8 protein-coding genes and 2 pseudogenes are annotated in these 14,457 nt (G+C 66.0%); 7 read left to right on the top strand and 3 right to left on the bottom strand.

All coding sequences use genetic code 11. From position 1 onward, the window contains the following. Positions 1-123: 123 nt before the first annotated feature. Together FRANEAN1_RS43450 and FRANEAN1_RS38865 are read left to right on the top strand one after the other, a co-directional pair. Positions 124-471 (top strand): annotated as a pseudogene (locus FRANEAN1_RS43450) (DDE-type integrase/transposase/recombinase); the annotation flags it as partial. 23 nt (positions 472-494) lie between these two features. Beyond that, positions 495-1,084 (top strand): annotated as a pseudogene (locus tag FRANEAN1_RS38865) (IS5 family transposase); the annotation flags it as partial. A gap of 133 nt (positions 1,085-1,217) precedes the next feature. Here the strand turns inward: FRANEAN1_RS38865 and FRANEAN1_RS15350 are convergent. From FRANEAN1_RS15350 to FRANEAN1_RS15340, 3 genes are all read right to left on the bottom strand, one after another. Beyond that, entirely contained in the window at positions 1,218-2,765 is a 1,548-nt protein-coding gene (locus tag FRANEAN1_RS15350; RefSeq protein WP_347177233.1) for an alpha/beta hydrolase domain-containing protein, read from the bottom strand. Positions 2,766-2,867: 102 nt separating this feature from the next. Then, positions 2,868-3,326 (bottom strand): hypothetical protein, encoded by a 459-nt coding sequence (locus FRANEAN1_RS15345; RefSeq protein ID WP_020460711.1) that lies wholly within the window; start codon positions 3,324-3,326, stop codon positions 2,868-2,870. A gap of 130 nt (positions 3,327-3,456) precedes the next feature. After that, on the bottom strand, positions 3,457-5,940 hold the full coding sequence (locus FRANEAN1_RS15340; RefSeq protein ID WP_041254214.1) for a glycoside hydrolase family 2 TIM barrel-domain containing protein: 2,484 nt from the start codon (positions 5,938-5,940) through the stop codon (positions 3,457-3,459). Between the two features lie 916 nt (positions 5,941-6,856). Here FRANEAN1_RS15340 and FRANEAN1_RS43445 point away from each other — a divergent pair. The 5 genes from FRANEAN1_RS43445 to FRANEAN1_RS15325 all read left to right on the top strand — a co-directional run bounded on the left by FRANEAN1_RS43445 (position 6,857) and on the right by FRANEAN1_RS15325 (position 14,170). Then, positions 6,857-7,207 (top strand): alpha/beta hydrolase domain-containing protein, encoded by a 351-nt coding sequence (locus FRANEAN1_RS43445; RefSeq protein WP_347177154.1) that lies wholly within the window; start codon positions 6,857-6,859, stop codon positions 7,205-7,207. Positions 7,208-7,520: 313 nt separating this feature from the next. Further along, a complete protein-coding gene (locus FRANEAN1_RS41080; RefSeq protein WP_020460708.1) occupies positions 7,521-7,742 on the top strand; it encodes a hypothetical protein in 222 nt (73 codons plus the stop codon). Positions 7,743-8,244: 502 nt separating this feature from the next. Next, positions 8,245-9,621 (top strand): amidase, encoded by a 1,377-nt coding sequence (locus FRANEAN1_RS15335; RefSeq protein WP_020460707.1) that lies wholly within the window; start codon positions 8,245-8,247, stop codon positions 9,619-9,621. A gap of 963 nt (positions 9,622-10,584) precedes the next feature. Then, positions 10,585-12,807, top strand: coding sequence for a glycoside hydrolase family 3 C-terminal domain-containing protein (locus FRANEAN1_RS15330; RefSeq protein ID WP_020460706.1), 2,223 nt, complete (start codon positions 10,585-10,587; stop codon positions 12,805-12,807). A gap of 442 nt (positions 12,808-13,249) precedes the next feature. Continuing rightward, positions 13,250-14,170: an alpha/beta hydrolase gene (locus FRANEAN1_RS15325; RefSeq protein WP_049795676.1), complete on the top strand. Its 921-nt coding sequence runs from the start codon at positions 13,250-13,252 to the stop codon at positions 14,168-14,170. Positions 14,171-14,457 lie beyond the last annotated feature (287 nt).

The following is a 14,457-nucleotide window of genomic DNA, read 5'->3' as shown; positions in this document are numbered from 1 at the left end:
CACCCAGCCAGCCGAGGAACCAAAAACAAACGATCCACAAGACCTGACCAGTTACTCTACCGATACCATCAAGCTGCATATCCGTGCAAAGCAGCGCTACCTGGGAACGAAACGGGCAGCTTCAACCAGGCTGCGGCGCGTAGGTTCTTCAGCGCCGCGCCGTCCCACGGCTCCCAGTCAGTGGAGGTCAACACTGACAAGACGCCCATCTATCCGCGAGTTCTCGACGAGCTGCTGCCCGAGGCATGTCACGTCGACGCCGGGCGGGAGAACAACTGGATCGATTCGGACCACAGCCGGCTGAAAGCTCAGCTCCGACCGATACTGCTGAAACGACTGCTCGACCCAGACAATCAGGGGAGGCGCGACCAGGTCCAAAACGTCCGCCGGGGCCACTACGAACTCGCCACCGACAACGACCCACACCTGCGGCTTTCAGCCGCGTTCACCGAGCTCGCCCTTGCCATCTGATCACAAGGCAAATCGGAACCTCGTTGCCGACCACGCTGTTCGGAGTGTGAGGGGTGACGTGTTGGCGGCGGCTCCCACGAGCAGCTGCTCGCCGAGTGCAACGCGGCAGGGCTGCTCGACCTGCACCAGCGCTGGTCGATTCCTCGCGCATCCCCGCGCTCAGAGGGCTCCGAGACGGGTCCGAGCCCAGTCAACCGAGCCCACCCCGGCTCGAAACACCACCTGATCACCGACGCGACCGGGGCTCTGCTCGCCACGCTCGTGACCGGCGGAAACCGCCACGATGTTGACCAGCTCATTCCGCTGGTCGAGGCGATCCCCCCGATCCACGGCCGGCGAGGACGGCCACGCCGCCACCCCCGCGACCTGCTCACGGACCGCGCCTACGACCACGTGAAGTACCGCCGCCAACTCGCCGCCTACGGGATCACTCCGATCATCGCCTGCCGCGGGAAACCCCACGACACCAGCCTGAGCCGCCATTGCTGGCCAGTAGAGCGAACCATCGCCGCTCCACCAGTTCCGCCGGCTGCGCACCCGCTGGGAACGCCGCGTCGACATCCACCAAGCGTTCCTCAGCCTCGCGTGCTCGATCATCTGCTTACGGAAACTCATTAGGATCCTTCTGAAGCGAGCTGTAATGCGCATGAAAGTAACATCAGGGTACTGGCGAGGACAGGGCCGGCCGCGGGCCAACGCCGCCACGGCGTCCGCTCCCTGCCCCCTGACGGGTGCGCACCGACTGATCAGGCTGGCGGGAACTGGTAGGTCTCCGCCCGGGCGATCATGTCCTTGCGGTCGGCGGGCAGGAGGTAGCCCTCCTTGATGGCGCTGTCGGTCGAGGCGGCGAAAGCGGCCAAGTAGGCATTGCGGTCGAGATACAGGGAGCGGACAGTCGCTGGGTCGAGGGCGGTCGTGCTGCCTAGGGCCGCGCACTGCAGGCCGCCCTTCTTCCCCGGCACACCGCTGAGAGTCGAGACGGGAACGTCGACGACGGGTGTGCGGATGCCCCCTAGGGCGATGCCGTGTTCATCACGGGCGAGGTCCGCCTGGTTGGAGGAGACTTGCAGTCGGGGCGCGGACGGTGGGGCCTTGCCGGTGTGCACCCACGTGCTGAGCGTTGCCAGCGCAGCCCGGATCACGTATAGCTGCGGGCCGTCATTGATGTTCGGGTCGCAGCCCAAGAATTCGGCGTAGTTGCCGATGATGGTGGTATCGGCGTGGGATGTGCCGGCGACCTCCCAGACCCGGATGAGCGCGGAGTCGGGCTGGGTTACCTTGGCGTACCCGAGCTGGATCAGGTCGGTCTCCGTCTCGAAGACCAGGATCGGCACATCGGTGTCGCTGCGCAGCGGCACCGGCTTGGCGCTGTTGATGTCGCCGGCCTTGACGCTGTCGTTCAGCGGTGCGAGCCCGGCCCCACGGCTGTGCACGAGAAAGCCATCGAACTGGTGCGTCAGCGGCTGGACCGTGTCGATGTAGGTGGACAGAGTGGCCGCAGACTGTGACTCGCCGACGGCGATGAACTGCTTCGGGACGAGCGTGCCCAGCGGCTTCTCGCCGTCGCTAGCCGGATTACGCAGTGCCTGGCCGACCTGGGTGAAGATGTCGTAAGAATAGGCGTCTCCTGGATGCCTCAACGACCCGTACCGTTCCGGGTCAGCTTCCCGCAGCCCGGACAGCTTGAAACCATTATCCGGGAGGATCCCGCCGTTCTCGACGCCGTCGATGCCGACTTTCTGGGTGGTAACGCCAACCCAAGCGTATCCGCTCCGCATAATTTCCGGCGCCAAGTAGGCCCAGTCCGGATCGGCGTCCTGCCCGCCAGTGACGTTGAGCCATTCGATGATCAGAGTTCCGTTGAAGGCCGTCGGATCACCGGGCCGGCGCACGATGATTCGGGTCCGATAATCGGCGGTCGCGCCCGGGGTCGCCTTCACTCGGCCGTCGGCGGGCGCGGCGTCGGGGGCTGTGTAAGACTGCGCAGTACCGGTGGCGAAGTACTCGCTCTCCACATACTTTTTTGGCTTGAGATCCGCCATGCCGGCCACCGCCGCGAGGATGGGCGTGCCCTTGCCGCCCGCGATCGGGCCGGTGATCGTGGCGGCTGGCCCCGCGGCCGGCCGCGGCCGGCTGGAAGTCGCGGCCGGTGCGGGGCTATCGTCGTCCCCCGATCCGCCGCACGCGGCTAGGACGCCGGCACTCAGAAGCAGAAGTGGGATCAGCAGTACACGTCCGACCGCGGACCACCACGGAATGTCGCTTCGCCACCTTCTGCGGCTTTCTGGAGTCATGAATGGCGCTAGATTTCTAGGCATCTATTCTCGTCCCCTCGACGAGCAAGTCCGAACTCTGGGTGGGCCGGAGACGGAGGGAGGGTATTTGTGACACAAGACCTAAACACCCTCTTGACCGCACGGTACGTGACGACCGATGACCGGACTGGAAGGAACTGGCGCGATGGCCGCCCACCCGGCTCTCCGATGCCGAACTCGTCTCCCTGGGGTGATGTTCTCGGCGCCGGGTATGTGGGTGCGCTCGCTGGCGAACCTGGCGCGCAGGGTTTTCAGGGCGGCGGGGTAGGTCAGGCCGGGCAAAACCACACCGTTCAGTGCCTCCAACCGTAAAGTCGCCGGAATGTGCAGGCTGGTGTTGGTGAAGAGGAAAGGTTGGATCTCGTTGACGCTCCTTGCCAGACTCATCGGCGTCTTGTAGCTGAGCATCCCGAGTGCCGCGATGTGGTCGGTTCCCTGACCGAAGCGGCGCTCAGCCTGTTTCTGGACCAAGCCGTCCACGCCGGACAGCCCGGCGGGCATCAGGCCGGCGAACCGCGGCGTCTTCTGCTTCACCGTCATGGACCAGGGAGGATTATCCGCCCATTCGGGGGACTTCGGGCGCTGTCGGATGTCATCTGCGACTCCATACTGATGAGTCAGCTGGAGCGGCGCCGGACTCCGTTCGCTGATCTTGGGCCACGGAGGGCCGTCATTCGCCTGAGCGTGCCGTAAGTTCGGCTTCGATGCGGATAGTGGAGGGCTCGCATCCCTGCGCGGTGAGGGTCACGGTGATCGTGCCGGGGGCGGTGGGGCGGATGACGGCGAGTGCCCGGCCGTCGAAGGTGGCGCGGGTGGTATCGAAGAAGTTCTCTTCCGTTTTCGGGTCCGCGCTACCGAAGCCCTGCAGCACGCCGGGTCCCGCCACCTCGACGGCGACCGTGCGGTCGGCGGTGTTGTAGAGGTTGCCGGCCTCGTCGACGAGGGTGATGGCGATGTAGGCAAGGTCGGTGTCGTCGGCGACGATGTCGGTGCGGTCGGCGGCGACGGCGAGGCGGACCTCGCCGGTCGCCGAGCGCAGCAGGGTGCGTCCGGTCTCGCGGCCAGCGGTGTAGGCGACAGCGACGATTTCGCCGGGTTCGTAAACGGTGTCGAACTCGGCCTTAAACCGGTTCTTCTCCCCCGCCGGGACGGTACCGATCAGCCGGCCGTTGACCAAAAGTTCGACCTCGTCGGCGGCCGAGTAAACCTCCACCCGCACCGGTCTGGTCTCGTGGCCGTCCCAGGACCAGCTGGAGATCGCGTCACTCCACGACCACCACATCGCCACCGTAACTGGCTGGCCGTAGCGGTCGGGGCGGTGCACGGCTATGTAGGGCTCGCTGCGTAGGCCGAACACGATCTCGCGGTAGTAGGAGGCCGGTCGGCGGTGGCCGGTGATGTCGATGTCGCCGCACCACGCGGTCAGCCACGGATAACTGCCGTGGGATGGGGAGGTGCTGGCGTTTTCCTCGTCGCCTTGGTACTCGATCCGCCCGATTCCTGGTTCGCCGAGATAGTCCCAGCCGGTCCAGGTGAAGTCACCGATGACGTGGCTGTTGTCCTGGACGAGCCGCCAGTTCCTGTCGATCTCCGACGGGTAGGTCTCGGTCCCCACGATCACCCGGTTCGGGAACAGTGTTCGGTCCAGCTCGTACCGTGACTCCAGGTAGTTGTAGCCGGCGACGTCCAGGCAGGCCATCGACTCCGCGGTCTTCGAACCGACCATTTCGGAGGCCATGAGGATCGGCATAAACTCGCGGAACCTGTTCATGAACGCGTTGACGTCCACCGCCTCGCCCGCCTCGCTGCTTTTCTCCCGAGCACCGCTGGAGAACGACGCGAGCAGCTCGGGGCCGCCGGCGAGAAGGCCGTTGACGCCGTTCGTGACGAAACGGGTGTCGTCGATGGCTCGGATCCTCTCGGCGAGCTGGCGGCTGATCGCCGCGCCGGCAGCGGTGCCTGTCTCCGGGATCTCGTTCCCGATCGAGTAGAGGATCACGCAGGGGTGGTTGAAGTCCTTGTCGACCATCGCCTGCACGTCCGACTTCCACCAGAGGGGGAAGTCGAGGGCGTAGTCCTGCGCGACCTTCGACCGGGTCCATGCGTCGAACAACTCGTCGATTACGAGCATGCCGAGCCGGTCGCAGGCGTCGAGGAGGGCCTTGCTGATCGGATTGTGGGAACTACGGATGGCGTTGAAACCGGCCTGTTTCAGGATCTCGACCCGGCGCTGTTCGGCCCGGTCTATCGTGGCGGCACCGATCACGCCGTTGTCGTGGTGGATGCACGCGCCGCGGAGGTTCACCACCCCACCATTGATGCGCAGACCCCAGTGCGGATCGACGGTGAGCGACCGGACACCGAAACGGGTGGCCTCCTCATCCAGGAGCTCTCCGTCCGCCGTCACTCTGGTCCGGCAGGTGTAGAGGTGCGGGTGCTCCACTCCCCACAGCTGCGGCCGCGGCACCGGCAGCCGCTGGCGTACGGTGACCGGATCGTCCGTGAACAGGGTGAGCGGGGCGACGTCACGGACCACGACGACACCGTCGGCGCCCACGATCTCGGTGGTCACCTCGACGGTCCGGGTGACCGAGGACTCGTTGTGCACCTGCGTCGCCACCGCGACTAGGGCAAGGTCCGCGTCGATGGCCGGCGTCGTGACCTTCACCCCGTCCAGGCCGATGTGCACGAGATCGCCGACGATGAGCTTCGTGTTGCGGTACAGGCCACCACCCGAGTACCAGCGGGTGTCATCGGCGCTGTGTGCCTCCACCAGGATCTCGTTGTCCTCGTTGTACTTCAGGAAATGGTCGGCGCGGACGTAGAAGTGGGAGTAGCCGTAGGCATGCTGTCCGGCGAGGCCACCATTGAGAAAAACCCTGGCGCTCCGGTAGACACCCTCGAACTCGAAGGTGACGCGCCGGTTCCGGTACTCCTCCGGCACGAAGAACGACTTCCTGTACTGGTACGCCCCAGCCGGGTAGAAGCCGCGCTGGCCCGCCGCGGCGTCGGAACGGTTACGTTCACGAGCCACCATCGCGTCATGAGGGAGCCTGACCTCATCCCACACGGCGTCAGCCCTGCCTAACAGCTCCGCGAAAGGGTCAGCCCTCTGGCGAAAGAACCAGCCATCGTTGGACGATAAACGGATCAACCGAGCTCTCCCGGCTATACGTCAAGTGATCATTACGAGGGGGATGCGCGGCGCCTGGAACGCAGCAGCAACCGTGGCAGTCGGGGTCCACATCCCGAGAACTAGCACGCACTAGTACCGGGGGCCCAACTTAACATCGTACGCTAGAGCGTGCAAGCAGCCAGCGCGAGGGGGACAGCCGCTGCGCTAGAGGAGACGACGAAAGACGGGTCATCGCCGCGGATGTTGCTGTGGTTGCAGGGGTTTCGCGGGCGACGGTCGGGTTTGTCTTCAACCGCACTCGGAGAAAGATCTTCTCGGCGAGAATGGTGAACGGGTACCCTACGCAGTCTCACACCTGATCGCCACCAACCTCGCCATGTTTGAGCACACAACTACGCCTGGCCGCTCACTGGTCCGAAAATGACAGGTGACCGGCTCCGTCGATGCCACGTTCGCCGAAGATCCGCTCGGCGGCTCAGACGATCCACCCCTCCGCCAACGAGGCGGCCAGCTGCATGTTCGGCATGCAAGCATGGTGGTCCGCCACGGTCAACCGCCTTCACTTCCAGTCGTATACACGAACAGCCCGAGACTGGAACCGTTCCGGTCGCTGGACCGGGCTGTCCCTTGTCATGCTCCGGGGACACCCCCGGCGAGAGGAACGCTCTTCACCCGCCCGATGAGCTCCTCGCGCCGGGACTCGTTGAGGCGACGACGGCGGATGCTCATCCGCCTGGGGGTCTGAGCCCGCTGCGTCCAGGTCACGCTCTTGCCTCGCCCCCCGAGTTCAACGCACCCATTGCAGAGAACATGATCGGATACTAGCGTCTCCAGCAACGTACCCAACCACAGGGAAGCGTCATGGACACCGTGATCCCAGCCACGCTGCGACGATCGCCGGACGACGGCTCGCCGGCGTTCGCACCCTCTGCCAGTGACGCGCCGGCTACACGACCACGGCTACGCCCAGGAGGAGTGGATCGCAACCGGCGAACAGGACGGCCACCCTTATGCCACGGCCGTCTGCGTGCGCCGGCCCTGGGACGCCTCCCGCTTCAGCGGCACTGTGATCGTCGAACCCCTGCACGTCCTACGGCATCACGCCGATCTGGCTGTACAGCGGTGCCTACCATCCTGTGTTCGGGCCTGTGTTCGGCCACGTCCGGGCGGAGATCACCTGCCAGAAGACCACGCTCGACCTGCACGTCAAGCCGTCCAACGCGGCGCGATACGGCTCCCTACGCATCAAGGGTCCGGACTCCGGCGGACTTCGACATGCCCCTGAGCGACCCGAAGGCCAACCTAGTGTTCTGGCCGGAGCTGACAAGCCGCAACCGCGTGGCCAGCACGATCCTCACCCAGGTCGGCGCCGCGCTCCGCGCGCCTCAGGAGGCGGTCACCGGGCCATTCGAGGGCTGGAACGTCACCAACGTCGACCTCGCCGGGCATTCGCAGACCAGCAGCGTGACAACCCACTGCATCCGTGACGCCACGAGGCGCAGCGCCTCGCCGAGGGCTCAGTCGTCTACAACGGCTACTTCCCCTCGGGTCTCCCCCACGATCCCTTCCACAACATTGACGTCCCGATCGTCCAGGTCATGAGCGACGGCGACATCGCCCGCCCGGACTTCTCGTTCCATCCCGACTACGAGGGCCGCCGATACCGACGCGCCGGCAGCGAGATCCCCGGCGACCGCTACCGGCTCTACGGGCTCGCCGGCGTCCCCCTCATGGGAACCCGCTACGCCCCTTCAACGACCCGTCACTGTGGAAGGCAACCCACGCCGACGAGGGCTACAGCGCGCTCGGCCTCCGGATGAACAGCCTCTCCCACAACGAGTTGTTCAATATGGGCCTGCACCACCTCGTCGAACGGTCCGCCCGAGATACCGTCCCACCCCGGGGTCGAACGCCTCGAGCTGGACCCGGACGGCTATGCCGGGAAGGACAGGCACGGCAGCAGCAGAGGAGGCGTGCGCTGTGCGCAGTTGGACGTCCCGCACTCCACCTACCGTCCCAACCCGCCGCGGGCGGAAGCACCCCGACCAACGTCACGGTCGGCAGCGACGCACCGTTTGACGCACCGAAGCTGCGAGGCCTCTATGGGAGGCAGCCACCTACGTCGAGCGCATCGACCGCCGCCTCAACCAGCTGATCGCCGAGGGCTGACTGCTCGGCGAGGACCCCGACGAGACGCGCCGCGAAGCCAAACAAGTCGAAATCCCGTAAGGGCGTCCTTATCTCCTTTGACCACCCCTCAGCGACCACATCCGCGCGCCATCGCCCGCCGATCGGCCGCTGACCAAACCATCTGGAGAACATATGTCTGAGGATCTGACGTGGGCGCCGGCGTGGCGTATCCGCGAGCTGGTCGCGGCGCGGGAGGTGTCACCGGTCGAAGTGGCCGAGCACGTCCTCGGCCGGATCGAGAAGCTGGACCCGACCCTGCTGTCGATGGTGAACGTCGTGCCCGAGCACGTGCGTGAGCAGGCCAGGGCCGCCGAGGCGGCGGTGATGGCCGGCAGGGAACTCGGGCCGCTGCACGGCGTTCCCATGGCGGTAAAGCACCACATCGACATCGCGGGGTCGTCCGGCCCTGGGTTCCCGTTCTGGCTGGATGTCGCCCGGCGCGACGATCTGACCGTCGAGCGGCTGCGGGCCGCCGGCGCCGTCATCGTCGGCCATAACACCATGATGGCGATGAACAACCAGGGTGCCTTCCTCTGGGACGAACTGGCGCGTAACCCATGGGACCCGAGCCGGGTGGCGGGCGGATCGACCTCCGGCGGCGCGGCCTCGGTGGCGGCAGGAATACTGCCGGTCGTCCTCGGGTCCGACGGCGCCGGATCCGCCCGGATGCCACCCGCGTACAACGGCCTTGTGGGGGTGCACCCGACGGCTGGTCTGGTGCCGTGGATGGACCATCGTCGCTGGGCGGTCCGGCCCGGCACCACAATCGGCCCGATCGCGCGGGACGTGCGCGACGCGGCGACGGTGCTGGCGGTGATCGCCGGGCCGGACGGCCGCGATCATCTCGGCATCGGGTTCGACATGCCCGACCCGCGCAGCGAGCTCGACCGGGGCGCCGGCGGGCTGCGGTTGGCGTGGACCGACGACTTCGGTTTCGCGAGACCGTACTGGGTTGAGGAGAGTCCCCGGGTGGTCGCCCACATCCGTGATGCCGCGTTCGGCGTGGCCGGCCTCGGTGCGACGGTCGAACAGACCGACGAGACCTGGGAGGACTACGTCGCCGCGTTGAACACCCACCGCACGGTCTTCAGTGATATGCCGATCCTCGGTCCGGAGGCTGGCACGAAGGTCTCCCAGGATGCATGGGAGGCGGCCACTGACCTGCGTCAACGCAACTGGTTGAAGTTCCGCGCGCTTTTCGGTAATTACGATCTTCTTCTGTGCCCCACCATAGCCACGGTCGCGCCGCCCTTCGACGTTTGGAAGACAAGATTGTCGGCCCCGACGCGCCTGGCTGATGGCGTACTCGGAATCGACGGTTTCGCCATCTACACGGCCCAGTTCAATTGGCTCCGTCTTCCCGCCGTCTCCGTCTGCTGCGGCTTCGTCGACGGACTCCCCGTCGGACTACAGATCGTCGGCCCGCCCGGCAGTGACCCGAAGATCCTCCGCCTCGCCCGCGCCTTCCAGCAGGCCTTCCCTCACGACGAGCGGCCCCAAATCAGCTGAACAGCGAACCTTTCCGATCAATATCCCCGACACCGTGCTGGCCTCGATGGTCAGACGTGTGAGGGAAACGGCAGCGAAGTCTACGACCACCTCCGCAGCTGATCGTACGTCGCCCGAAAGCCCGCCTGCGACGTTCCACCGCGAGCAGCGCAACACGGTGGGGAGCGCTGCTTCAGCTAGCTCAAGGAGCGCTGTGAGCCGGCGATCCGCTACGCCACCGCGCGTACGGCGACACCGGACCCCGGGCACCCCCCCGGTCGCACCGCCCACAGACCTTGGGCGTCATCCCTGGGAGTTCCGTGCGTGCAAGCCGCGCGTGGCCCTTGACCGTCTACCGAGGACGACGGACGGGCATCGCCAGCCCGGAAGGCAACTACTGCCGTCTGGACCACTACCAACCAAAGCTGAGTGATGGTAGGTTTTCGCCAGCACCTTGGCCCTCTTACGAGAGAGCAGCACATGTCCTTCACGAACGGCCTCCGGGTCGCACCTGCCGGAGCGGAGAAACAGGCGCAGGCGAGACGACGGCCTCGCTGCCCCGCCCAGCCTTATGTACGCCACCCGGCTGACGGACCCAGGCACCCCACGCAGCACACTCGGAGTGCTGTTCCCTCTCCCAATGCGCTTCTGGCCGTCCTGGAGTAGTCGATACAGCCGTCCGACGGTAACCGGCGGAGACACGAAGGCATGCTCTGTCCCGCACAGCCCCACCGCTTATCTCCCCTGTTATCGCACCCAGCTTCAACTCAGATCTGCCAGGGGTGCCAGGTCCTGAACACGATGCCGCATCGGCTCGTCCTGAGCGTCCGTAACGGCCGCATATCCGACGTGAATGTTCGGCCATGTCGAAGGGCGGCCTGTCCGGATCAGCGGTTCTGCCCTGGTGGCCGTGGTGCGCGGTGCTGTCGCGCCGTCCCCGCGCCCGCCGACCACCCAAGCAGCCAAGTCCGTGAGAGGCCTCAGATGACACCGCGCAACGATCCCGTCGACCTCACCTTACAGCACAAGGCATCCCTTCTATCGGGACACGACTTCTGGTCCACAAAATCCCTGGACGACGCGGGGATCCCCTCGATAGTTCTCGCTGACGGTCCGCACGGCGTGCGCCTTCAGCGCGATAGAGCAGACCACGCGGGCATCTACGACAGCTTGCCCTCCACCTGCCTGCCTCCGGCGGTCGCGGTCGGGTCCAGCTGGGATGTCGAGGTGGCGAGCCGAGTGGGTGCCGCAGTCGGGCGGGAGGCCCGCGCTCTGGGGGTCGCGGTCGTGCTGGGCCCGGGAGTGAACATCAAGCGGTCGCCTCTGTGCGGCCGCAACTTCGAGTACTACTCCGAGGATCCGCTGCTAACCGGCGTGCTGGCGACCGCGCACACACAGGCGTTGCAGGCCCAGGGAGTGGGCGCGTCGGTGAAGCACTTCGCGGCCAACAACCAGGAGACCGACCGGATGGTCATCAGCGCCGACGTCGACGAACGCACCCTGCGGGAGATCTACCTTCCCGCCTTCGAGCGGATCGTCACCGAAGCGCAGCCCGCGACCGTTATGGCCGCCTACAACCGCGTCAACGGGGTCGCCGCGTCGCAGAACCGGTGGCTTCTGACTGACATCCTGCGCACCGAGTGGGGCTTCACAGGGATCGTTGTCTCGGACTGGGGCGGCGTCTACGACCGGATCGCCGCCCTCGCGGCGGGACTGGACCTCGAGATGCCAGGATCCTCTGGTGTCAACGACGCGAAGGTCGCGCAGGCCGTCCGCGACGGGCTCCTGGCCGAGACCGTCGTCGACGCGAGCGTACAGCGCCTGATCACGCTTGCCGGTCTCGGTAAGGCCACCGAGGGCGATCTGCCCGCCGAGAGAGATCACCACGCCCTCGCCAGGGAGGTGGCCGCCGACTGTGCCGTCCTACTCAGAAACGAACACGCGACGCTTCCGCTCGACCCAGCCGCTCGCATCGCGGTCATCGGCGAGCTCGCCGTCTCCCCCAGGTTCCAGGGCGGGGGCAGCTCACGGGTGAACCCGACCCGGATCGACGTCCCGTTGGAGGCCATCACCGCCCTCGGGCAGAGCGTCGTGTACGCCCGCGGTTTCACCACCGACGGCTCCAAAGACGCGCGGGAGCTTCGAGACGACGCCGTCCGCATCGCGCTCGACGCCGACGTCTCCATCATTTTCGCCGGAGGAGATGAAGACTCGGAAGGCATCGACCGCGAACACATCAACCTGCCCGCCGACCAGATCGACCTGATACGAGCAGTCGCCGCCGTGGCCCCGCGGACTGTCGTCGTCTTGTCCAACGGAGGCGTGGTCTCGCTCGAGGGTTGGCACGACGACGTGGACGCGATCCTGGAGGCCTGGTTTCTCGGACAGGCAGCCGGCGGCGCGATCGCCGACCTTCTGTTCGGCGTGGTCAACCCCTCCGGTCACCTCGCCGAGACCATTCCACGGCAGCTGCAGGACACTCCTTCCTACCTCACCTTCCCCGGAGAGCAGGGCCACGTCCGGTACGGCGAGGGCGTCATGGTCGGCTATCGCTACTACGAAAGCGTCCAACGCGCCGCCCGCTACCCTTTCGGGCACGGTCTGAGCTACACGAAGTTCGCCACCAGCGAGCTGCAGGTGACCGTGGACGGTGACGATTCCGCGACCGTCCGCGTCACCGTCACGAACATCGGCGACCGAGCTGGTAAGCACGTCGTGCAAGTCTATGTTGCCACCGACGCGGGACGGGTTCGCCGCCCGGCACGGGAGCTGCGCGCGTTCACCAAGATCGCACTACAGCCCGGCGAGAGCCGAACCGTCGAACTGGCCCTCGATCGGCGCTCCTTCGCCTACTACGACATCAAACAGGCCCGATGGACCGTCGCGCCCGGTAGCTACTCGATCCAGATCGGCGAGAGCGCGACGCGGATCATCGCCGAGCAGAACATCACCCTCCCAGGCGACACCGTGACCCAGGAGCTTTCCCTGGACTCAGCCGTCTCCGACTGGCTCGACCACCCCATCGTCGGGCCCATGTTCCGGCGCACCCTTGACAAGGCCTCGCCTGACCGACGAAGCCTCCTCACCGACCAGGCCTCGAGGGCCATCGAAATGGTCGCGTCGATGCCCCTGCGCCAAATCATGCAGTTTCCCACCGTGGACCTGCCCGTCGACGCACTCACCCACATGATGGAGCTGACCCGATGACCCGCGTCCCCCAGCTGCGCGAGGGATTCCTCTGGGGCTTCCAGAATCCGCTGGCCGATCTGCTCGTCGGGTGCGGAAAGCGCTCCCGCCGCGAGTAGACGGCCCCCTTCCTGCGCGATCACCGAGGCCCTGACGCACCTCTACTCCGCGGTCGATGACGGCGTCGACGTCCGCGGGTGCCTTCACTGGGCGGCCGTGACAACTACGAGTGGGGAACTGGGATCCCATTTTCGGCCTCATCTCCATCGACCGGACAACCTTAAGGAGATCCCCAAAACCCAGCCTCGCTTGGCTCGGCGATGTCACCCAGAGAGGCGGAATATTCTCCAACCCCCCGACCGAGCAGAGAGACCCGAAGGAGCCGTCGGCAAATTAGTTACAGCGACTGGAACACTGGCGAGAGCGGACCAGAACGCTCACAGGACAGTAGAACGGATGATTGATGAACAGCGAGGGTGTGCTCGATCCATGGGTTGAGGACTGGATGAAGAAAAACCCGATGGTCAACCGTGCGTTAGAGGATTTCTCCTCCGAGAGCCTGGCGCGAGCACGAGGCCCGGTCGGGTTCCCGGTGACCCGTGAGATGGCATCCGTGTCCGACGAGGATGCCGACGGCGTCCCCGTTCGCATCTACCAGCCCGAGGCGAAGAGAACCGGCCTGGTCGTGTACTTCCACGGTGGTGGATGGTGCGTGGGCAGCGTCGGTCTCATGGACAACGTCGCCAGGGAGCTGGCGCACGCCACCGGAGCAACAGTCGTGTCCGTCGAGTACCGTCTCGCACCCGAGCATCCCTACCCTGCCGGCCTCGACGACTGCGAACTGGTGACACGCTGGGCGCTGAAGAACGCGAAGCGTTTCGGCACCTCCCCCGCCCAGGTGGTGGTCGCCGGCGAGAGCGCCGGAGGGAATCTTGCCGCCGCGGTGACTCTGCGCCTACGAGGGTCCTCCGCTGTTCCACTCGCCGGACAGATTCTCATTTACCCCGGTCTGGACAGCGGCGTCGACCCACTGCCGTCCCGCGTCGAGTTCATCAACGTCATGGGCGGCGCCAGCATGATGACGTATTACTGGGACGCCTATGCTGCCGGCCGTGACCTCACCCGCGACCCCTTCGTCGTGCCGCTCCAGGCGGACAGCCTGGCCGGCCTTCCACCGGCACTCATCCTGCGAGGTGGCTGCGACTTCCTACGGGACGAGGGTCTGCGCTACGCCACACGCCTCAGCGAAGCCGGTGTTCCGGTGGAGGACACTTGCTACCCGGGCCAGCCTCACGGCTTCGTGAACTATATGTTCCCGGCCGCCGAGAAACTGTTCCGACAGATTTCCCAATGGTCGAAGAGGATTTTCGCGGAGGCGAATTAAGGGGCACACAATTCCACTCTCTATGTATGGCCGAGTTACTTTCCGGCCGTGGGGGGCGCAGTGACGGCGCACCGCTTCACCGCTTCACCGCTTCACCCGCCCTTGCGGCCGTCGGGTTGTGCGTGCTAGTTCTTGGAGCTATCCTGCCTCGCACAGTCGTACCTCCTGCTGGTTGCGCAGGCCACTGAGGTCATCCACCTCCGTGCTTCTCGCTCCTCGCGCCGTAGGCCATCACTCCCGCCACTACCGGCGGTGGCTACGAGACGCGGATGCGACCAGGAGCGACT

Source organism: Parafrankia sp. EAN1pec (genome assembly GCF_000018005.1).
GTDB lineage: Bacteria > Actinomycetota > Actinomycetes > Frankiales > Frankiaceae > Parafrankia > Parafrankia soli.
Note: the sequence above shows the minus strand (reverse complement) of the source record. Positions and strands in the feature narration are given on the sequence as shown.